Annotated in this window: 20 protein-coding genes; 1 reads left to right on the top strand and 19 read right to left on the bottom strand. The window is 31.3% G+C overall.

From position 1 onward, the window contains the following. Positions 1–177 precede the first annotated feature (177 nt). Positions 178–1,974 carry an asparagine synthase (glutamine-hydrolyzing) gene (asnB, locus tag GQF29_RS11260; protein WP_008787432.1) on the top strand — a complete coding sequence of 599 codons (1,797 nt, stop codon included), beginning with the start codon at positions 178–180 and terminating at the stop codon, positions 1,972–1,974. Here asnB and GQF29_RS11255 read toward each other — a convergent pair. From GQF29_RS11255 to GQF29_RS11160, 19 genes are all read right to left on the bottom strand, one after another. Further along, a complete protein-coding gene (locus GQF29_RS11255; protein ID WP_017143911.1) occupies positions 1,971–2,540 on the bottom strand; it encodes a VanZ family protein in 570 nt (189 codons plus the stop codon). The two genes, asnB and GQF29_RS11255, sit on opposite strands and share 4 nt — an antisense overlap. Before the next feature lie 4 nt (positions 2,541–2,544). Beyond that, a complete protein-coding gene (locus GQF29_RS18965; protein ID WP_017143912.1) occupies positions 2,545–4,431 on the bottom strand; it encodes a glycerophosphodiester phosphodiesterase family protein in 1,887 nt (628 codons plus the stop codon). A gap of 48 nt (positions 4,432–4,479) precedes the next feature. Beyond that, positions 4,480–4,875, bottom strand: a complete 396-nt coding sequence (locus GQF29_RS11245) for a hypothetical protein (protein ID WP_008787428.1) — start codon at positions 4,873–4,875, stop codon at positions 4,480–4,482. A gap of 154 nt (positions 4,876–5,029) precedes the next feature. After that, positions 5,030–5,851, bottom strand: a complete 822-nt coding sequence (locus GQF29_RS11240; protein ID WP_008787427.1) for a MurR/RpiR family transcriptional regulator — start codon at positions 5,849–5,851, stop codon at positions 5,030–5,032. Between the two features lie 54 nt (positions 5,852–5,905). Continuing rightward, the gene (locus GQF29_RS11235) at positions 5,906–6,565 is read right to left on the bottom strand and encodes an SGNH/GDSL hydrolase family protein (protein WP_008787426.1); all 660 of its coding nucleotides are present in this window, start codon (positions 6,563–6,565) and stop codon (positions 5,906–5,908) included. Then, positions 6,562–8,058: a DUF4127 family protein gene (locus tag GQF29_RS11230; RefSeq protein ID WP_008787425.1), complete on the bottom strand. Its 1,497-nt coding sequence runs from the start codon at positions 8,056–8,058 to the stop codon at positions 6,562–6,564. Before GQF29_RS11230 ends, GQF29_RS11235 begins: the two co-directional genes overlap by 4 nt. Beyond that, positions 8,055–8,816 carry an AAC(3) family N-acetyltransferase gene (locus GQF29_RS11225; RefSeq protein WP_008787424.1) on the bottom strand — a complete coding sequence of 254 codons (762 nt, stop codon included), beginning with the start codon at positions 8,814–8,816 and terminating at the stop codon, positions 8,055–8,057. Before GQF29_RS11225 ends, GQF29_RS11230 begins: the two co-directional genes overlap by 4 nt. Positions 8,817–8,826: 10 nt before the next feature. Beyond that, a complete protein-coding gene (locus tag GQF29_RS11220) occupies positions 8,827–9,588 on the bottom strand; it encodes an HAD-IIB family hydrolase (protein ID WP_008787423.1) in 762 nt (253 codons plus the stop codon). Further along, positions 9,578–10,852, bottom strand: coding sequence for a PTS sugar transporter subunit IIC (locus GQF29_RS11215; RefSeq protein WP_008787422.1), 1,275 nt, complete (start codon positions 10,850–10,852; stop codon positions 9,578–9,580). Before GQF29_RS11215 ends, GQF29_RS11220 begins: the two co-directional genes overlap by 11 nt. A 5-nt stretch (positions 10,853–10,857) precedes the next feature. Beyond that, the gene (locus GQF29_RS11210) at positions 10,858–11,541 is read right to left on the bottom strand and encodes an N-acetylmannosamine-6-phosphate 2-epimerase (RefSeq protein ID WP_008787421.1); all 684 of its coding nucleotides are present in this window, start codon (positions 11,539–11,541) and stop codon (positions 10,858–10,860) included. Positions 11,542–11,734: 193 nt separating this feature from the next. Beyond that, a complete protein-coding gene (locus tag GQF29_RS19050; protein WP_373116016.1) occupies positions 11,735–11,935 on the bottom strand; it encodes a PDDEXK nuclease domain-containing protein in 201 nt (66 codons plus the stop codon). A gap of 298 nt (positions 11,936–12,233) precedes the next feature. Continuing rightward, complete coding sequence (locus GQF29_RS11195) at positions 12,234–12,875, bottom strand: V-type ATP synthase subunit D (RefSeq protein WP_008787419.1); 642 nt, start codon at positions 12,873–12,875, stop codon at positions 12,234–12,236. Further along, positions 12,868–14,316 (bottom strand): V-type ATP synthase subunit B, encoded by a 1,449-nt coding sequence (locus GQF29_RS11190; RefSeq protein WP_008787418.1) that lies wholly within the window; start codon positions 14,314–14,316, stop codon positions 12,868–12,870. Before GQF29_RS11190 ends, GQF29_RS11195 begins: the two co-directional genes overlap by 8 nt. 14 nt (positions 14,317–14,330) lie before the next feature. Then, positions 14,331–16,082, bottom strand: a complete 1,752-nt coding sequence (locus GQF29_RS11185) for a V-type ATP synthase subunit A (RefSeq protein WP_008787417.1) — start codon at positions 16,080–16,082, stop codon at positions 14,331–14,333. Positions 16,083–16,101: 19 nt separating this feature from the next. After that, a complete protein-coding gene (locus GQF29_RS11180) occupies positions 16,102–16,698 on the bottom strand; it encodes a V-type ATP synthase subunit E (RefSeq protein WP_008787416.1) in 597 nt (198 codons plus the stop codon). Positions 16,699–16,710: 12 nt separating this feature from the next. Next, entirely contained in the window at positions 16,711–17,019 is a 309-nt protein-coding gene (locus GQF29_RS11175; RefSeq protein WP_008787415.1) for a V-type ATP synthase subunit F, read from the bottom strand. Between the two features lie 24 nt (positions 17,020–17,043). After that, positions 17,044–17,466 (bottom strand): ATP synthase subunit C, encoded by a 423-nt coding sequence (locus GQF29_RS11170; protein ID WP_008787414.1) that lies wholly within the window; start codon positions 17,464–17,466, stop codon positions 17,044–17,046. 24 nt (positions 17,467–17,490) lie between these two features. Then, positions 17,491–19,413 (bottom strand): V-type ATP synthase subunit I, encoded by a 1,923-nt coding sequence (locus GQF29_RS11165; RefSeq protein ID WP_017143914.1) that lies wholly within the window; start codon positions 19,411–19,413, stop codon positions 17,491–17,493. Positions 19,414–19,428: 15 nt separating this feature from the next. After that, a complete protein-coding gene (locus tag GQF29_RS11160; protein ID WP_008787411.1) occupies positions 19,429–20,958 on the bottom strand; it encodes a V-type ATP synthase subunit I domain-containing protein in 1,530 nt (509 codons plus the stop codon). Positions 20,959–20,962 lie beyond the last annotated feature (4 nt).

Below are 20,962 nucleotides of genomic sequence, written 5' to 3'. Positions count from 1 at the left end.
CACCTCCACCTAAAAGGAAATATACTTTTTATTTTTTATATAATTTTGGAAGTTTTATTCCTTTATCACCATTTTATTCCCATTATAACTTAACAATTTGGAAATATCGTTCCTTTTTATCTTGAAAATAAAAGCATATTTCAGTTCTGAAATCATACAATATATGGGGTGAAATATATGTGTGGTATTGTTACAATATGTAATTACACAAAAAATTTATTAGATTATGATGAAAAGTTCATGACAATGGTGAGCTTACTTGCAAAGCGAGGTCCTGATCATGAAGGGTATTTTTTAACACCTCATTGTTTAATGGCACATCGAAGATTATCAATTATTGATATAGAGAATGGTAACCAACCTATGCTTTATACATTTAATGATAAAATCTATAGAATCACTTATAATGGTGAAATCTATAACATGATGGAAATTAAGAATCATCTGGTGAGTCTAGGATATACATTTCAAACAATGAGTGATACAGAAGTTGTCTTAGCTAGTTATATTGAATATCAAGAAAATTGTTTAGACTTATTCGAAGGAATATTTGCTTTTGTGATTGATGATGGTGATAAACTCTTTGTTGCAAGAGACCCTTTGGGTGTGAAACCACTCTATTATTATTTAGAAGATGAAACAATTGTTATTGCAAGTGAAATAAAATGTATTTTAAGTTACATTGGAAAAGCTGTTGTTGATCAGGAAGGTGTTAAAGAACTCTTAGGATTGGGGCCAAGCATGACTCCTGGTCATACAATTTATAAAGGTATTTATTCTTTGAGACCTGGTTACTATATGTATTTTGATGGACATTGCGAACCGATCTGTTACTGGAAATTACATGATGAAGAACATACTGATAACCTAGAAGAAACGACTCAGAAAGTTAAAGAGTTAGTTATTGATAGTGTCCAAAAACAATTGCTTAGTGATGTTCCACTCTCTACAATGTTGTCTGGTGGTTTAGATTCAAGTATTATCACTGCTATAACTAAACAATATGTACAACCACTTACAACTTATAGCATTACTTATGAAGATCAGGAAAAGTATTTTAAAGCCTATGATTATCAAACATCTATGGATGATGATTATATACGTGAGATGGTAGAACGTTATCAAAGTGATCACCATAAAATCACTTTAAAACAATTAGATTTACTTAATTCATTAGAAGAGGCATTAATAGCCAGAGATATGCCAGGTATGGCAGATGTTGACTCTAGTTTCTTATTATTCTCAAAAGAAATTGCTAAAAACCATAAAGTCTCTCTCTCAGGTGAATGTGCTGATGAAATCTTTGGAGGATATCCTTGGTTCTATAAAGAAGAATTGTATAATCAACCATACTTCCCTTGGATGAGAGACTTGGATATGAAAATAGATCTTTTCAATGAAAAGGTAAAAGCACTAAATATTAAAGATTATATTATAGAAAAATATCAAGATACTCTACAAGAAATTCATACAACAGACAAGAAGAAACAAATGATTTATTTAAATACACAGTGGTTTATGCAAACTCTTTTAACACGTGCAGATAGCCAAACAATGCGTTCTTCTATAGAAGTTCGTGTTCCCTTTGCATCTATAAAAATCCTACAATATCTTTATAACATGCCATATGAATACATGTTTATTGATGGAGAAGAAAAGGGAATACTCAGAAAAGCCTTTGAAGATTTTCTTCCTGAAGATATAGCTCATCGAAAGAAAAACCCATATCCAAAAACGCATTCTCCTGTTTATAGTGAATTCATTCAAGCAAAATTAAAAGAATCATTAGATGATCCTTATAATATACTCTATGCATTCTTTGATAAAGATAAACTTATCAACTTCATTGATACCAATGGTGATAGTTTTACTGCACCATGGTTTGGTCAATTAATGATGGGTCCACAATTAATGGCTTATTTCTATCAAATTTATTTATGGGGAAAAATATATCACATTCAATTAGAATTCTAGAACAAGCTTTGAGCTTGTTCTTTTTCTATATAATGATATTTTTGTAAACAATCAAAAATAAATGAAGCAAAACCATATGTAAAAGTTCCTCCAATTGTATTAAACAAAATATCATTCACATCAAATGATCTCAATAATAATCCTGAATATGTACCAATCAACTGAATAACTTCTATTGTCAGTGAAAATCCAAAGCAGATGAAAATAAAATAACGTATACGTATTCTTCGTTTCAATGTCAATGGAAGTAGCACACCTAATGGAACAAACATAATAGCATTCATGATACATTGAGAAAAATCTTGAGAACTCAAGAATCCTCCTTGATTATTACTTAATGGAATGATATTCACAAAATGAAGTAATTCTTGAACTTCAATACTTTGAAATGAGAAAAATGGTGGAATTGTAATCAAGAATACACACAAAAGATAACATATAAAAACAATATAAAAGAAAAGATTTATCCTTTTTTTCCACCTTTTTGGAAACAATATATAAGTAAAAAAAGATATTGGTATACTCATCAAAATAATATATGGCATTTCATTTATAAAATCATACATCCATTTAACCTCCTGTTATTAATGTGGTTTTCGGATACCCCTTCCCATCATAATAATAATATTGAAAATGAGTCTTTTCATATTCTTCTACAGTTAACTTTCCAAGATGAGGATAATTCGTTATTAATCCACAAACTCCCATATCTAAATACTGTTTCATTTTCTTAGTATTATCAACTGTCCAAATATAAATAGGTATCATATGCCTAACTGCCTTTTGAATAAAAGCTGTACTTGCTCGATTCTCTTCCATTGCCAGAAAATCGATATCCATCTCCCAAATAGAATCATCAATATCGCCAACACTTCCATAGATACAATAACCTACCCACCACTGTGGCTTTTCTTTTTTGATAACCTGTACACTATCATAGTCTAACGACATAAATATGGATTGTCTTGAGAACTGATACTGTTCTATAATATCAATAACTTTATGGGCCATGTCTTCTCCATTATCTTGAGTTGGTTTTAATTCAATTAATAAACCAACTGCCATTTTATCTCTTTTCATTTTTTTAATTAAGTTCTCTAAAGTCAAGATATTTGATTTATGATTATTTTGTGAAAGTGTTATTTCTTCAAGCTCAGTTGCTGTTAAATCAGAAACCTTCTTGTTGACATCAGATAAACGAGATAAAGTTGCATCATGAAATACAATAGGAATTCCATCTTTGGATAACTGAATATCAATTTCGGCATAATCTACTTGACTATTGTTCGCATCTTGAATTGCCTCATATGTATTTTCAACAAAATATCCAGAACCACGATGTCCAATAACCCAAGGTCTATGAACAAGAGCATCCTGATGCAAATAAATAATCATGAAACATATGATAAAAATACCAACAATACATCTAGAAAACAACTTATGTTTCTGGTAAAAACGAAAATGAGCTAATCGTTTTTTCATATAATATATGATTTCTCTAACAAAATTCTGTCCTTTCATAATCCATCCATTTAAATAATCTATCTCAACTGGAATCTGGTCCACCGTCATGAGAGTGTCTTCATATCGTGAAACCAAATTGATGATATAACGCATGAAGAAAGTCATAGCTATAATGGAGACAAAATAGAGAAGAACATATTGTATAGCACTATAGCGAAATGCTGTTGAATTGATTGTATATTTAAGGAAATACCAATTAAAATCACGATTATGTAAGATTGGATAGGGAATTAAATTCATAATCATATATTCTATAAATATCCATAAAAGCAAATAAACAAGTAAACTTCCCTTTTCTTTAAGAGTTATTTTTTTAAATAAAGAGAAACTTTCTTGTGTTGCTGAAATGATACTCTTTCCTTTAAAAACCATGTATACTGGAACAAAAATCATTATTATAAAAATCAAATAATAAATAATAGAAACCAGACAAATCAAAACATTGCCACCTAGTGTTAACTTCAATTCACCAAAAATAAAATTAGGAATATCCCATCTTTGAATATAACTGTTTAAATATCCTATATGTACAAGTGGTAATAAGAAAACAATATAAATACCACATAATGGTAGTGATGGATAATGAAGAGATTTTAAAGAACAAAAACTCTTTAACATAATTTTTCTTAATGATAATTTCTTATGTTCTTTATCTAATGCAATAATATTCATAACAACATAAATCTCATAAAAAATAATTAAGATCATCAATATAAATAAAAACAAACATATCACAATACCTTTAAAAGATAAAAACTGATAAATAATATCTTGGTTAAAAGCAATTCCATATGTGACACTATCTAAATATTCTTGAAGAATTCTTCTTAAAATAGGGCTTAAGATAAAAAGAGTCATCATCTTATAAAATATTTCAAACTTTAAGATATTTTGAAATAATGAATAATACTTATAATTTCTTATTCTTTCCACCTTGTTTCTCCCCTTTTGACTTAAACATTATATTTCAACAGTATGGAATTATTGTGTTAAATTCATCTTCTTATTTGTGTATTTATAAATAATATAAGTGACAACTATACATACAAGTGCAAGATAGAATTCTGGATAGCAAAGAGCAATACTTAGGTTCAAATCAAATTGTCCGCTAATTGTTAAGATATGCCATGTCATAAACTCATAGATTTCCATAACAATAATGCCAATCATTCCAATACTTCCTATGATTTCACTATTATAACCAAAATTTGTCCAAATGCCAACAAAAGCAAGAATAATACATGTCAGCGCTACTGGATTGTCTAATAATATAACACCATAAACTTCTTCTACACCTTTCATACCTCCAAACCAAGGTAATAGCATCGTTAATAAACTCAAGCTCAAAGCAACACTCATGATTATTTTTCTTTTCATATACTCATACCTCCTACACTATGAGTATACTCTTTTTGTACAAAACCTTTTTGTAATACTCGCTTAAAAATTTCTTAAGATTTACTTAAGATATCAAATAACTACGTTTCAATTTCTATTTCTCTAGCATTTCTTTAATTGTATAGTTATATATTTATTCTTCTAATTCATAATCAATATGTTCTAATGTCATTTTTAACTTTTCATCCTTATTTGCCTTATTATAATGTAAGTAATGTGTATATAAAATATCTATCATGATCAATGCAGGTATTTGGGGAGAAATTTTATCTGAAATAGCTAAATTCTTTAATCCACCCATTAAAACAAGTTCATCATAAAAACTACGATATTCATAAACCTTTGCAGCTGATAACATGATTGTTTTTGCACCTTTTTCTTTAGCAGTTTTCAGTCCTTCAACAACTTCCTCTGTTCTACCACTTACACTAATTCCAATCACAAGTGACAACTTATTAACTCTCGTTATATTCATACGAATAGAATGTGCCTCAGCTAAATAATCGACATCCAAACCAAGACGCATAAATCTTAATTTAAACTCTCTTGCAACAACTGATGAAGAACCTATCCCATAAACATACACACGTTCATATAAATCTAACATTTGTGCTAATCTAATCATCTGTTCATTATCAATTAATGAATATGTTTTCTCTAAGACCTTTTGGTATGAATTCAATACTTGCCTTGTTAATATATCTAAATTCTTTTCACTCTTCGTAGAACCTTGAAATGCAAAAAGAAATTCACGATATCCTCTAAAACCAAGTTTCTTTGAAAATCTTGATAAAGATGCTTCTGAAACAAATAATCTTCGAGAAACTGCTTTTGAGGATAAGTCCTCTCCATTGACATAATTAATAAAATAATCTGCAATACTTTTTTCTACATTTGTGAGATCATCATAAGCTGACTCAATAACAGGAATAACACTTTTATTATAAGATAACATTACACATCCTCACTTTCTTTTTCATTATAGCACAAAAAGGAAACTTTCGTTTCCTTAAATATATTCTTGAATGATAGGCTTAATTAATCTTGTTAATTTCTCATAACCCAATTCATTTAGATGAAGTCCATCTTGATAATACTCTATCAATGCTTCTTTATTTTCATCAATAAACTCCTCAAATATAGAAACAAATCTTGTCTTTGGATCAATAATTATGTCCTGACATTGTTGATAAATCATCTCAACAAGATCATTACAGCGGATACCAGGAACTTGATGATAACTTCTTAAAGATTCTACACAAGGCAATGTAGAGAGTAATAAGATTTGTGTTTGTGGACAATTCCCTCTTATTAAGTCAATAATATTTTTAATATTGACCGCAATTTCTTTAGGAGAAAGCATAACGGTATTTCCTAGATCATTAATTCCTATCATCATAACAACAACCTTTGGCTGATATTTAATAACAGCTTCATCACATATCCATAAAAGTTCATTTGATGTTGCACCACCAACACCACAATTATATTTAATAGAAATATCTTGATAATAATGTTCAATATTATACATTTCTGTAATAGAATCACCAAAGAAAATGACTCCTCCTTCTAAAGCTATTTTTGTTTGTTGTATAATAGAAAGAATTCTTTGGAGTTGTCCTTCTCTTAATTGATAATAACAAGGGTTATATTTCATTGTTTCTCTCATGGTTGAACCTCTATTTTCATTCCAATTTCAAACATTCTTTTCCAAGGCATATCAATTTCTAGAATATGGCATGGATGTACATGACTTATTTTAAGGGAGTTATAATATGTCTGTAATTTTTCCATAATTCTTTTTTCTACAACCTCTTGTTGATCCTTGAAATCATAATAAGAAAGACCCAATTCTACTAAGTCATTCTCTACCATATCTTTACGAACAATCGCTTGATAAAAAACATCCTCTATTATTCTATAACATAAATTAAAAATCAAATCCTTTTGTCCAATAAACATCTGAGTGAGAGTTGTCCCTAATGAGTTACAATTTGTATTCCATCCTGCATAACTGATAAGTTTATCTAAGCACCCAAGTTGATCTAAATAGCGTATAAGCTGTAGTTCTCCTCCATTGCTGAAGGCACTATCACACAAAGCAACTTGATAACCTAGTTTCACATAACTTTGTATACGATATGCAAAATCTAATAAATTCCTGTAACTTGTATAAGAAATATCAAGCTCATTATTATCTACAAATGATTCTTGCATAATCTTCCCAGGACAATTGATTGCGAGTAAATAATCTGCATCATTAGCATTATCAACAATAACTGCTTTACAGACACGAATATGTGACTTGAGACTTTCATACATAGGTCTATCTTCATATTTAGGAACAAGAGTAGGTCCTAGAATGGATGCATAGAATGGATAAACCTTTGGTTCAATATGATAATATTCATGATAAGCTCTTGCTAGTAAGGACATAGCAACTTCATCTGCACCTGGATAGATCATCACTTTTGTATCTAGATTTTTTTCTTTAACCTTTTGAACAATTGTCTTTTGAGATATTGCAGTGTATCCATAAGGTGATGAATCATCTTGTGGAATAACAAGAAAGTCAATATAGTCTTCTTCTAAATATTTAATAACCTCTAAGTTCATAGATGTATTAAAATCTCTTCTGGTCTCATAATCATTCACAATATCCTCTGGTATACAAATAGCTTCAAGTTCAGCTTCCTCTTCATCTGTGAGACTATGTCTTTTTTTATAATCGAGTAAATATGCTCTTTTGAATAATGCATATCCATACTCTTCATAATAATCTGGTTCTTCTTCACTTGAATTATAACTTGGTGCTCTCATAATACATAAGAAAGCATAAATCTTCATCTTTGGGTTGATTTGTTTTAATTTCTTAATAATACTTAATCGGCTCAATGCTTCTTCACGTGTAAGATGATGAATACGTGAAGGAATGAGACCACCATATAAAATCATATCTATAGAAAGAACAACATTATCACAATCTTCACTATTTTCTAGTAAAAAATCACTTATTTGTTTTGTATCTGTTGGTTCTTTTTTATGTCCAAATAAATCCATGTCTGGAACCAATAAATCAATATCTTGATTTGTCTTTCCAATCATTTCAGGAAAGACTCTATTACAAGGTCTTTCATCTAATGGTATTAATAATGTTTTCATTTCTTCTCATCCTTTTTATCCACAAAATAATATGGATCCTTCTTTAATATTGCCAATCCTTTTTCCCAAACTGCTTGCGCATTCAAAACATAGCATTTTGCTTCTAAAACATTTCCAACTTGATAATCCGTATTATCTAAAACATCAAGTATACGATCATATCGCTGTTGATAACCTTTAAAATCATGACGAAGAACATCCATATTTATGACACTTTTATCATGACATATTACTTTATAATCAAAACTTCCTCGATACAAATAACTTGGCACACACATTTCTTCAACTCCATGCATAGATGTATTACATAAAAGTCCACAACCTAGCATAATAATCTTCCCTTTTCTTCTTTTGACCTCGTGAAGAGGTGAAGAAGGTCCAACAGGACTAAAATCTCTTTGATGAGCGCTTGCTATTATCTTAGCATCTTTTCCCCATACACCAATGCTATGTGTTGGATTTATACTGCGATAAACATCTTGATTTTGTCTAAAAATTTCAGGTAATATTCCTACACAACTAGGAGTAGACATCACATCAAAAATACGATGATCAACATTGACATCTAAATAACTTAATGTCGGCAACATCAAAGTGCCCTCTTGAACTGTTGCTTTTAATGCATCAATCACTGCCTGAGGTCCACCTTCAATAACATCGTGACCTTTTAAAGCATTGTAAGAAGAATGCACAAGAATTGTATCGTCTTCTTTAATACCTAATTTTCTTAAATCATCAATCAAAGTTTTTGCATCCATCGTTCTCTCCTTATCCCTGAACTTTTGTTATAATATCTTGTAAAGCTTCTAAAATACTTGTTTTTCTATGACATTTATATTGACAGTCAATATCTGAAACCAAATAGCCTTCCTTTGCGATAGGAAACATACAAAAATCATTAGGAGCATCACCTATTGCATAAATCTCATAGTGAGGATACAAGATTTCAATAGCGTGACCTTTTGATGCTGATTGATGTAATATTTCTAAAGATGTTTGTGAAGTCTTTATTGCCTTTGTATTTTGATAAGTTGAGTTCACATAAGTCTCTATCTCATCAAGTTGTTTTGTATCTCCAATGAGTAAAAAGAGAACTGTTGGCTGGCAAAGAATAATTTCTTCAAAATCATCTTTTATAATATGTGAATCATAAAATTCTTTTGGGAAATCAGGATCTCTATCTGTTTTCCAATAACGATTAGATACTGTATTTAATTCAATACGAATATCTTTTGTTTTTATATCTTTATATATTTGTAAAGCATCTTGTTTATCTAATAAGGTTGCTTGATAATGATCATCTCTATTAATAACAGCACCATTTTGAGAAATACGATGAGTCATATGTAAATGATATCGTTCATCTACTTTAATAATATCATGGTCTAGTCTTCCCGTACAGACAGCTAATGTACATCCCAGTTCATGAAGTGAACTCAAACATTCTAATGTTTGAGTCCCCCCAATAATTGCATTATGACTGTCGAGTAAAGTTCCATCTAAATCAAAGACAACAACTTTATTCTTCAACTTGTTCAGCTCTTTCTTTATTCATAACTTTTACAAATGGGATGTATATAAGAACTGAAACAATGAGAATAACAAGTCCAACAACTCCAGACATAATATCTCCACCAGTTGCTAGAAAAGCACTGATGACTGGTGGTGTTGTCCATGGAATCAGAACATAAGTATGTGCCATAATCCCAATTTGAGTTGCAAGTGCACCAATACCAAGTCCTGCTAATGTTGCTCCAATCATAGGAATAATAAGGATTGGATTCATAACAACTGGTAGTCCAAACATTAATGGTTCAGAAATATTAAATAGTGCAGGAACCAGTCCAAGTTTACCTATAACTTTATAATCGTTTCTTTTTGAAACAAGGAAGATTGCAATAACAAGTGCCAACATATTACCAGCACCACCCATAAATGCAACTGAATCTAAGAATGGTTTTGTAATAATTTGTGTAGCTGCTTCTCCTGCATTTATCGCATTCACATTTAAAGCTAAGCTTGCTAAATAAATAGGTTCTAAAATTGGATTAAAAATATATGCTGAATGTATTCCAAATCCCCATAATAACATATATAATATATAGATAATAATTAATCCAATAGGTGATGAAACAATCGCCGTAAATGGTGTTTGTATCCAAGTAAAAATCAAATCATTTAATGGTGCTCCCATAGCATCAGTTACAATTCTTACAATTGCAAAAATAATAACTGTTAAAGCAACTGGAATAATTGAATTAAATGATCTTGCAATACCTGTTGGAACACTTTCAGGCATTTTAATAATTAAAGCTTTAAAACTCATCAAGAAACGAAGCACTTCAACTGATAATAAAGCTGATAGAAATGCTGTAAACATTCCTGCTGCCCCTAAATAATAAGTTGTCACATATTCACCAATTGTTGCATCAGCTACAAAAGGAGTTAAACATAAGAAACTCACAACTGCCATTGCCCCTGTAATTGATGTATCCATTTTGTAATTCTTTGCTAATGCTTTTGCAGTCGTAAATGTTAATAAAATTGCCATCACTGACATTGATGCTGAACCAATAACACTTCCTAATTGTGCAAACTCACTACATGGCAACCCAAACCATTTATCTAAATAATTCCCTTCACCAACAAATACACTGTTTATAAGCGTAAACAGTGATGCAGTGATAACTAATGGCATAATTGAAATAAAACCATCTCTAATTGCTGCTAAATATCTATTCTTTGATAATTTTTCAGCAATTGGTAATAATAAATTTGAAATTTTATCCATCATATTTTTTACCTCTCCTTCTTTATTTCATCTACAAATCTCTTTGTAATGACTTGTGGCCTTGTGATAATTGACCCAACAACCACACTATAACAACCTAATTCTAAAACTCTTTTCACTTTTAAAGGAGTATCAATATTTCCCTCTCCAATAACTGGATGTTGAACTGAAGAAATAATATCTCTGATAATCTTAAAATCATCTGCTTCAATTTTATGACCATAACTTTGTGGTGTATACCCCACAAGTGTTGTTCCAATAAAATCAAATCCAAGTTGATCAGCATGTTTAGCTTCTGCAACTGTTGAACAATCAGCCATAAACAACTGATGAGGATATTTGTTTTTGACTGCTTTAAAGAATTCATCTAAACTTTGCTGATTTAAACGGAGTTGCTTTGTTGCATCCATCGCAATGATATCCACACCCACTTCTACCAAAGCGTCGACTTCCTTCATAGTTGTAGTAATGTAAATATCTGTTCCATCATAATCTTTTTTGATAATTCCAATAATAGGCAAATCAACTTCTTTTTTAATAGCACGAATATCTTCTACACTATTAGCCCTTATTCCCTTAGCTCCACCCATCTTTGCAGCTAGTGCCATCTTTGACATAATGTAAGACGAATGTAGTGGTTCATCCTCTAATGCTTGACATGATACAATCAGATTATTTTGAATTTCTTTCATCTTTTTTCCTCCTCTGATATCAATTTACTGATATTTTTAATTATTCACAAGTATTTAAGGATATTTAGAAATTACTTTCACTTTTTCTTTGTAACCGCTTAAATTTAGTCGGCTTTTGAAAGTAATTTCGAAAAAAAGATAAAAGGTATTTTTATATCTTTTAATCAATAATTCCTAATAATCCTTATTGAATTCATTCTGTAGCTCCTCCGCTATTAGTAAACATATTTGATATCTTGAAGCAAAAATATGTTTTCACTACTGACTGATTCTTACCTGAACATAAGATGATTCCTATTGGAGAATTATCTCCTTCATTCATGAACTCTCTTTTGTAATCATTTACATACATCTGTATTTGTCCTAAATTTCGATAACGAAACTGAGTTGCTATGAGAAAGTTTTATAATACTTTTCCAATTTCAGGTCTTTGCCATACTCAGCACGTTCTTTACTACCTTGCTTTTCTACAATCATTTTACCAATCTGCCAGTCAGTTTTTACCATTGTAAAGTTAGCAGTCTGATAAAACTGTTTGTCTAACTATTACTCATCAGTGATTGAATCTCTTTATAAAAGTGTAGAGCTATGTAATCTAATTCTGATTCTTCTTTTGTCATAAAATAACCCTCCTATTTCTATATACAAGTTTTTAAGATCATTTTTCTTTTTTATACGAAAAAAACAAGATTCTAAGCAGAACCTTGTTTCTTTAAACTTTCTTGTTTATCCTTTTGTGTTTTAATGACTTTTTGACGTGAGAACTCTTCTCTATCTTTTTCATCTAAAGCTTCGCTAATAAACTTAACTGTCGATTCAAATCCAGGAATTGAAATGTTTTTAAGAGCATTCGCTCTTTTTTGAGTTTTACGTATAGCATTTGCTAAACGATAAACAGCATTTTCAATTTCAGCTAATTTCACAGTTAATTCTTTAACATGATAGAAACATCTATAAGCATAATCCACTTTAGAATTGGCTCTTTCAAAACCATATCCTAGACGAAGAGGTGTTTTTTCATAAGAAACTTTAGGGATTTCAACTCCCATAACACTTCGATAAGTGACACTAATTCCTTCATCAATAGGGACTGCTTCTACAATATCACTGATAATTCCTAAAGACATATTGGCTTCTTGAAGAGCATAATATGCTTTTTCATAAGATTCAGTGATATCATCTCTAATCATCTTGACATCATCTAATAAACTCATCATTTCTTTGATTAGAACATTTCTTTTCTTATCCATCAAGTCATATCCTAGATATGCTAGTTCTAATGACTTTTTGGTAGCAATCAAATTCCCTTTTGTTGGAAAGACTTGATTAGCCATTATCTACTGCCTGTTGTAATTCTCTAATTGAGCCATCTTCCTGAAGACCAAATTGAGATACAGCTTTTTCATGATCATAGAATTGTTCTAATACAGCATTATCAATACGGTCTAATTCGTTCTTTGGAAGAACTGATAATAGTGACCAACCTAAATCAAGAGTTTCCTCAATAGATCTATTGGTATTGAAACCTTGATTAATGAAATAGCGTTCAAATAAACGACCAAATTCCATATACTTCTTATCAACTGCAGATAATTCATCTTCACCAATAACTGATGTTAATGACTTAACATCTTGAACATGAGCATATGCTGCAAACAATTGGTTAGAAACTGATGAGTGATCAGCTCTTGTAAATCCTTCACCAATACCATCTTTCATTAAACGTGATAATGATGGAAGAACGCTAACTGGTGGATAAATACCCATTGCATTCAATTCAGAATCAAGTGTAATTTGCCCTTCTGTAATATATCCAGTTAAGTCAGGTACAGGATGAGTAATATCATTGTTAGGCATTGTCAAGATTGGAATCTGTGTGACAGAACCTTTTGCAGAATTTGCAATCCCTGCTCTTTCATATAAAGAAGCTAAATCTGAATAAAGATATCCTGGATATCCTTTACGACCTGGAATTTCTCCCTTACTTGAAGAGAATTCACGTAACGCTTCACAATAAGAAGTGACATCAGTATAGATGACTAAGATATGCATATCATGTTCAAATGCTAAATATTCAGCAGCTGTTAATGCACATCTTGGTGTTAAGATACGTTCAATGATTGGGTCATTTGATAAGTTCAAGAACATAACAACTCTTTGCATAACTCCTGCTTCTTCAAATGAACGTCTAAAGTATTCAGCAACGTCATTAGTTACACCCATAGCAGCGAAAACAACCCCAAATCCTTTTCCTTCATCATCAGCAACTTTTGCTTGTTTAACAATTTGTACTGCTAATTGATTATGTGGCAACCCAGATCCAGAGAATATTGGTAATTTTTGACCACGAATCAAGGTTGTTAAACAGTCAATAGATGAAATTCCTGTATTAATATAGTTTCTTGGATAAATACGAGCCACAGGATTTAATGGTAAACCATTAATATCCATTGATTTCTCAGCATAGATTTCTCCAAGTCCATCAATAGGTTTCCCAGCTCCAGAGAAAACACGACCTAAAATTTCTCTAGAAACAGGTAATTCCATTGGATGACCTAATAATCTTGTTTTTGTATTTGCAAGGGAAAGTGAGTTTGTTCCTTCAAAAACCTGAACAACAACTCTTTCACCTTCTATTTGAACAACACGTCCTAAACGTGTTGAACCATCTTTACATTGTAATTCAACCATTTCGTCGTATGATGCACCTTTGACATGATCTAATACGACTAATGGACCGTTAATTTCATTCAAACCTACATATTGAAGACTCATAACTTATTCCTCCTTTAGTCTATAGATGCAACAGCTTCATCAATGTCTTTATAATAATCATCAAATAAATCTAAATGATTATTTGGAACATCATATTTCATTTTAATGACTTTATCAAAGATACCAGTTTCCATAATCAAACGAATTGGTTTACCAGCATTAACAACTTCTTTACCACGTTTATAGAGATAAAGAATGACTTCCATCATTTTTAATTGTTTTTCTAATGGTACATAAGTATCATCTGGATGGAAAGCATTTTGTTGTAAGTAACCAACACGTACTAATTTAGCAACTTCAATAATTAATTTTTGATCATCAGGTAAAACATCAGATCCCATTAATTTAACAATTTCCATTAATTTTGTTTCTTCAGCAAGAATACTAGATAATTCTTGACGATCTCTTAAGAATTTAGGATCAACATTTTTGTTAAACCATCTTTCCAAATCAGGAATATATTCACTATAACTTTGATTCCAGTTAATTGCAAAATAGTGACGAGCATAAGCTAATGCTTTATCTAATGCCCAGAATGTACGAACGAAACGTTTTGTATTTTGAGTAACTGGTTCAGAGAAGTCAGCTCCCTGAGGAGAAACTGCCCCGATAATTGTAACAGAACCTTTTGTTCCATTTAAATTGTTCATATATCCAGCACGTTCATAGAATTGAGATAAACGTGAAGGCAAGTATGCAGGGAACCCTTCTTCAGCAGGCATTTCTTCCAAACGTCCAGAGATTTCACGTAATGCTTCTGCCCAACGAGAAGTTGAGTCAGCCATAATCGCAACATGGTAACCCATATCACGGTAATATTCAGCCAGTGTAACTCCAGTATAAATAGAAGCTTCACGAGCTGCAACTGGCATATTAGAAGTGTTTGCAATTAAGACAGTTCTGTCTGTTAAAGGTTTATTTGACTTAGGGTCAATCAATTCTCTAAATTCTTCAAGAACCTGTGTCATTTCATTTCCACGTTCTCCACAACCTACATAAACAATAATATCAGCATCACACCATTTAGCAAGCTGATGCTGTGTCATTGTTTTTCCAGTACCAAATCCACCAGGAATAGCTGCTGTCCCACCTTTAGCAATTGGGAACAATGTATCAATAACACGTTGTCCAGTAATAAGTGGCATTGAGATAGGAAGACGTTTGGCAACTGGTCTAGATTGTTTGATTGGCCATTTTTGAGTCAATGTACATTCAATAATCTTTCCTTCTTCATCTTCAATCTTCATCACAACATCATCAATTTTATATTGACCACTTGGTGCAACTTCAATAACTTTACCTTTTGTATATGGCGAAACCATACATTTATGCATAATTAAATCTGTTTCAGGAATAGTTGCATACACATCTCCACCTTGAACTTGATCACCAACTTTAGCAACCACAGTGACATCCCATAATTTATTCTTATCAAGTGGGTCAACATGACTTCCTGTAGGAATAAATGATCCAGATTCTTTTGCTATTTCTTCTAGGGGTCTTTCAATCCCATCGAAAATATTTCTTAAAATACCAGGCCCAAGAGTTACAGAAATAGGTTGACCTGTTGGATAAACAGGTTCACCTGGTTTCAATCCTGTTGTCGTTTCATAGACTTGGATTGTTGTAAATTCTTTTTTGATTGAGATAACTTCACCAATCAATCTTGCATTTCCAACATAGACCATTTCTAACATAGAAAAGGCATCAGTATCTTTTACTGTAACAACGGGACCATTGATTGAATAGATTACATTTTCATTCACTTTCAAATCCCCCTTGTTCTTATTTAATGATTAATCCAGAATTTTTATTGAACCATTCCTTTTGATTTGCCAAAGCAAAATCTAAAGTTTCATCAACAACCAAAGAAGATTCTTTGTTTTCAATAATAAATCCACCAATAGTAATATCTTCACTTGCTTCTACTTTAATATCAGATCCAAAAGCTTTTACTAAAGCTTTCTCCATTGATAAATCTTTTGAAGCAACAAACATAATTGAGTTTGTTCCTACAAAATCAGCAGCAACTTTCTTAATCTTTTCTTCCATAAAAGATGCATATTCTTTACTTTGAGTAAAAGCAACTAATTCTTCTCTTGCTTTTGCAAAAATAGTTTTAACATATTCATCTCTTTTTTCAATTAATTTTTTAGTTCTTTCAATATGACTTTCAGAAATTTCAGCCGAAGCATTAGAACTCATTTCTTCTTCTTCTTGTTTCAGTTTTAAATCTGCATCTCTTTTTGCTTCAGCACGCATAGATTCATAAGCTTCATCTTCAAGAGCTTTCACTTCATCAAGAATAGATTTTTCTTCATTCTTAGCTTGTCTTTCAATTTCATCTTTCATATAGAGAAATACTTGATCAATATTTTGCATAATCACATTCTCCTATAATTTTACACCAATTGCTTCTGATACATAACCATCAATTGTTTCTCCGATTTTAGAGTTTCCATGACGGTCAGGTATTTCAGTAATTAATGGCTTCTGTTGTTTTAATTTAATTTCAGATATAATATCTGGACACATATCGACTAACTTTGTTGTGACCAAAATAATTGCAATTGTTTCATCCTTCATTTTACTTTGAAGAACACTCAGAAAATCTTTTCTGCTGTGAACAACAACACCTTCAATTCCAACAAGTCTTAGTCCCATCAATGTATCAATATTATCGCTGATTAAGAAAAACTTCATATAATCAGACCTTTCTTTTCCAAATTATAAAGCGTTGATAATTAAGATAGAAATTAATAACCCGTAAATAGCAACCCCTTCACCTAAGGCAACGAAGATCAATGCTTTACCGAAGTTATTGTCATTTTCAGAGAATGCTCCAATTGCTGCAGGTGCAGCAGCAGCTACGGCAATACCAGCACCTAATGCAGAACATCCAGTTGCTAATGCAGCAGCGATAAATCCTAAACCTTGAGCCAAAGTCCCAGTCATACCTGCATCAGCAGCGAATGCTGAACTCATTGATAAACATAAAGTTAAAGCAACAGCTCCGAAGAACCCACCAACATGAGTTAATAAACGCCATTTCGCACTTTCTTTGCTTACTTTAGAAGTAAACATTTTAACTAATGGTAATGATAATAAAACAACTGCAACTAATGGTAAAATAAACATTAAAATAGACATAATAAATTTCCTCCAAATATAATTTTATCTTTCTTTAATAGAGATAAAAGGTTTCCCTTTTCCTTCATAATAACGTGAGAACATTTCGTAGAATTCAAGACGTAAAACTTGGATACCCACAATCATACCTTCCAAACACATAACGAAAGCATTCCCAATCACAACAACCAATAAATAACTCAATGTAATTGCTGTTCCACCTGCAACCATTTCAGCAAGTGTATAAACAACCATCATCATCCCAGCATGTGATAAAACGAAACCACCAACACGTAAGAACGACATTGTGTTCGCAATAAATGTTAACATAACTTCAAACAATTCAAAGAATGCTTCTGTAAAGAATGCTCCAAATCCATGTGGGAACATCTTTTCACCTTCAAGTTTGTAAGATAATGGTTCTTTTAAGAAAATCATAATGACTGGCATTGCAATTAAAAGTCCAATATAAAGTGGTCCACCAAGTGGTAAATTTAATCCCACTAACATATTTGCAACTAATAATAAGACTGAAACATAGAATACAAGTCCAGCAATACCATTTTGAGAGAATAATAAATCTCCCCAATGTTTTTTCTTTAAATTCAATATAATATTAAAAGCTATTGAAATAATAATTAAGATAACTCCTGTGGCAATGGCTGCCATCAATAGCGTCATTGTATTTTCAGACTCCATTGGTAAGAACATTGGTTCCATAAAATGTTCAAATAATGCTTCACTACCAAAAATAGAACCAAATACAAACCCAAATATAGTACTTGAAATACCTAAACGCATTCCTACAGCCCCTAATTGCATACCTTTCCATTTATAGAAGAAGTATCCAATAAGCGATAAAACAATTCCTTGACCAATGTCACCAAACATCATTCCAAATAAGAATGTATAACTGATAGCAACTAAATTTGTTGGGTCAAAGTCTGTATAAGATGGAACACCATACATTTCTACAAACATTCTAAATGGTCTTGAGAACCAGTTGTTCTTTAATTTTGTAGGTGGTGTCAAACGTGAATCTCCCATTGCTGGCTTGATTTCAACATGTACATCTTCAATTGTTTCAAATTCATTTTTTATTTTTTCAGCATCTTTGTCTTCTGCAAAACCATAAACAGCTGCATTTTTACCAAAGACAACGACATATTTTTGAGCATCATATGTTTCATTTAATTTCTTAGAAACAGAATAAATTTGATTCATTTCATCAATACTTTGTTGAAATAAATCTTTAATTCTTCCATCTAAAACAACTAAATAATTCTTAGCTGTTTCATCTTCTTCTTTTAAGACTCTTAAAGCTTCTTCAGGTGTTCCATGAACAAACTCAGGAATATGAATTCTTTCAAAGTATAAAGATGAGAAGATATTATCAATCTCTGGTGCTTTTGTTTCTGTTGTCATATACATACAATAAGTTTCTTTTGTTCCTTTGTGGAAAGTCTTAAACAAAAACTCTTGTGCTCCATAGTATTGAAGTTTATCTAAGTTAACAGTTGGAATACGCCCAAATCTCACTTGTAAATAATGACAGCTAAATAAAGTATCAAAATCTACTTCTGCATTAATCATATGCTCTAATTGAGAAATTGTCCCCTCATTCTCTTCAATCATCTGTTGAAGATCTTCTTTAACTTTCTCAATCTTCGTCACTTGTTCTAATACATTACAGAAAAATGTATCTGCTTGTATAATATTAATTCTTGTATTGTCAACATCTTGACATTTTAAATCTAAATGATATCCATCTCTCGCTTCTTCCATACGCGCGATTAAATCAGCATACGGGTTTTCCCTATTTAAAACCGATAATCCTTGCACAGAATCAGCAAATTTCGAAGCATATTCAGGATGAAATCCATCCAAATTAATCAATTTCATTAAAACCGAATCATATTGCTCGGCAGGAAATTCGATTTCTAATAGCTTCAACTTTGCTATTGCCATATGTTTCTCCTTCCTCTACTTTGTTGATTTCTTCTTGATGATTGATTTAGCAAAAACCAAGACAAGGCAAGCAACGACAACAATAGCGACTGGTGTAACAGGCCAGTTTATATGAGCTTCATAAACACATCCCAAATAAACAAGCAATGCATATACAACAATCAAACCACAAATTCCCTTCATTGAGAGAACTCTTTCAATTGTAGAATTTTCTAAATACATTTTTTTAAATGCATTAATTGTAAACGTTCCTGCAATTAAAAGAACTATTCCATCAACAAGTTTAAACACTGTTGACAGTGGTAATGCTATTGCTGGGTAAAGATTCATTGTATAGAAGAGATCTCCATAAATCAATCCGCCTAGCATTGATGCTATACCTAATGAAAGAAGTAATGACCCCATTTTCTTCTTTCTCATCAAAAGTCCAAGCAATGCTAAGATTGCTCCAACTCCTAAATCCCCCAAAAAGATAATAAAGACTGCATAGTAAAGAACTGCAAATGCAATTGTTGTATCAATCTTATCAGATTGTTTCACTTTACTTACTGCCTCAAATGGTTTGACAATTTTTGCATTATGCACAACTGTTGGTGCAACAACTTGTTGATGATCTAAAATATCAGCAGGTAATTTTTGATATTCCATACTCTCAATATCTTTCATCTGATTTTTAAATTCATCAAGAATACGTGTTGGAATAAATCCATAAATTGCACATTTACTTTGATAATCAACCACAAAAATTTTATATTCTTCTATTCTTTGTAAGAACGAAGCTGTTGAATATAACTTCAACAAATCAACTTTATGTGTTTCTCTTAAAATTGTCATCTTTTGATCCATACGCAAGATATATTCCTGCATTGCATCAATTTCATCTTTTAATTCCTTTTTTGCATCCTCTAATTTCCCATGCACAAATGAAGGAATTTTAATTTCTTCAAACCCTAACGCTTGGAAGATGTTGTCAACCTCCAACTGTAAGTTATTTGTTACTATATAACAGCACCAAACATAATGATGATCTTCTCCAAGTTTATTAAATATAAATGGTCGACCCTCATAGTACTTAATCTTATCAAGATTTTGTCTTTTAAAACGACCAAATCTTGCTTGTACATATTGACATTCTAATAATTGATCTAGATTGACTTCAGACAAACTCAAACGATTTAACATTTCTAATGTTTTCTCATTTTCATCTTTTTCTTGTATCAATTGATCTTGAACATCCTTAATTTTTTTGATTTCTTCTTCCAGACCAGTTAAGTAATCAGATTTAACTTGATAATCTAATGTATGTCCTGGAGCTAAATCACGATTTAAATCCAACTTTATATCAGATGCAATCTGAATCAAACGATCTAATAACTGAGTATAAACATTGTCTTCTTGTAATGCATGTACACCTTTGACGTTATTAACAATCTTTGAAGCAGATTGAGGATAAAAGTACTGTGAACCTTTTAATTTAAATAAGACTTCGTCAAGTTCATGACGATCAAAAGTCATATTTAACAATACCATTTCTTCTATAGCCATAAAT

It is taken from the genome of Coprobacillus cateniformis (assembly GCF_009767585.1).
Taxonomy (GTDB): domain Bacteria; phylum Bacillota_I; class Bacilli_A; order Erysipelotrichales; family Coprobacillaceae; genus Coprobacillus; species Coprobacillus cateniformis.
This window is presented reverse-complemented; position numbering and strand designations above follow the sequence as displayed.

Bases quoted from the DNA above. Each gene is read 5' to 3' on its own strand.
- GQF29_RS11235 (WP_008787426.1), bottom strand. From the start codon at position 6,565: ATGAGAGAAACAATGAAATATAACCCTTGTTATTATCAATTAAGAGAA.
- GQF29_RS11180 (WP_008787416.1), bottom strand. From the start codon at position 16,698: ATGCAAAATATTGATCAAGTATTTCTCTATATGAAAGATGAAATTGAA.
- GQF29_RS11170 (WP_008787414.1), bottom strand. From the start codon at position 17,466: ATGTCTATTTTAATGTTTATTTTACCATTAGTTGCAGTTGTTTTATTA.
- GQF29_RS11225 (WP_008787424.1), bottom strand. From the start codon at position 8,816: ATGGATGCAAAAACTTTGATTGATGATTTAAGAAAATTAGGTATTAAA.
- GQF29_RS11165 (WP_017143914.1), bottom strand. From the start codon at position 19,413: ATGGCAATAGCAAAGTTGAAGCTATTAGAAATCGAATTTCCTGCCGAG.
- GQF29_RS11160 (WP_008787411.1), bottom strand. From the start codon at position 20,958: ATGGCTATAGAAGAAATGGTATTGTTAAATATGACTTTTGATCGTCAT.
- GQF29_RS11255 (WP_017143911.1), bottom strand. From the start codon at position 2,540: ATGTATGATTTTATAAATGAAATGCCATATATTATTTTGATGAGTATA.
- asnB (WP_008787432.1), top strand. From the start codon at position 178: ATGTGTGGTATTGTTACAATATGTAATTACACAAAAAATTTATTAGAT.
- GQF29_RS11240 (WP_008787427.1), bottom strand. From the start codon at position 5,851: ATGTTATCTTATAATAAAAGTGTTATTCCTGTTATTGAGTCAGCTTAT.
- GQF29_RS11210 (WP_008787421.1), bottom strand. From the start codon at position 11,541: ATGAAAGAAATTCAAAATAATCTGATTGTATCATGTCAAGCATTAGAG.
- GQF29_RS11195 (WP_008787419.1), bottom strand. From the start codon at position 12,875: ATGGCTAATCAAGTCTTTCCAACAAAAGGGAATTTGATTGCTACCAAA.
- GQF29_RS11245 (WP_008787428.1), bottom strand. From the start codon at position 4,875: ATGAAAAGAAAAATAATCATGAGTGTTGCTTTGAGCTTGAGTTTATTA.
- GQF29_RS11230 (WP_008787425.1), bottom strand. From the start codon at position 8,058: ATGAAAACATTATTAATACCATTAGATGAAAGACCTTGTAATAGAGTC.
- GQF29_RS11215 (WP_008787422.1), bottom strand. From the start codon at position 10,852: ATGATGGATAAAATTTCAAATTTATTATTACCAATTGCTGAAAAATTA.
- GQF29_RS11190 (WP_008787418.1), bottom strand. From the start codon at position 14,316: ATGAGTCTTCAATATGTAGGTTTGAATGAAATTAACGGTCCATTAGTC.
- GQF29_RS11175 (WP_008787415.1), bottom strand. From the start codon at position 17,019: ATGAAGTTTTTCTTAATCAGCGATAATATTGATACATTGATGGGACTA.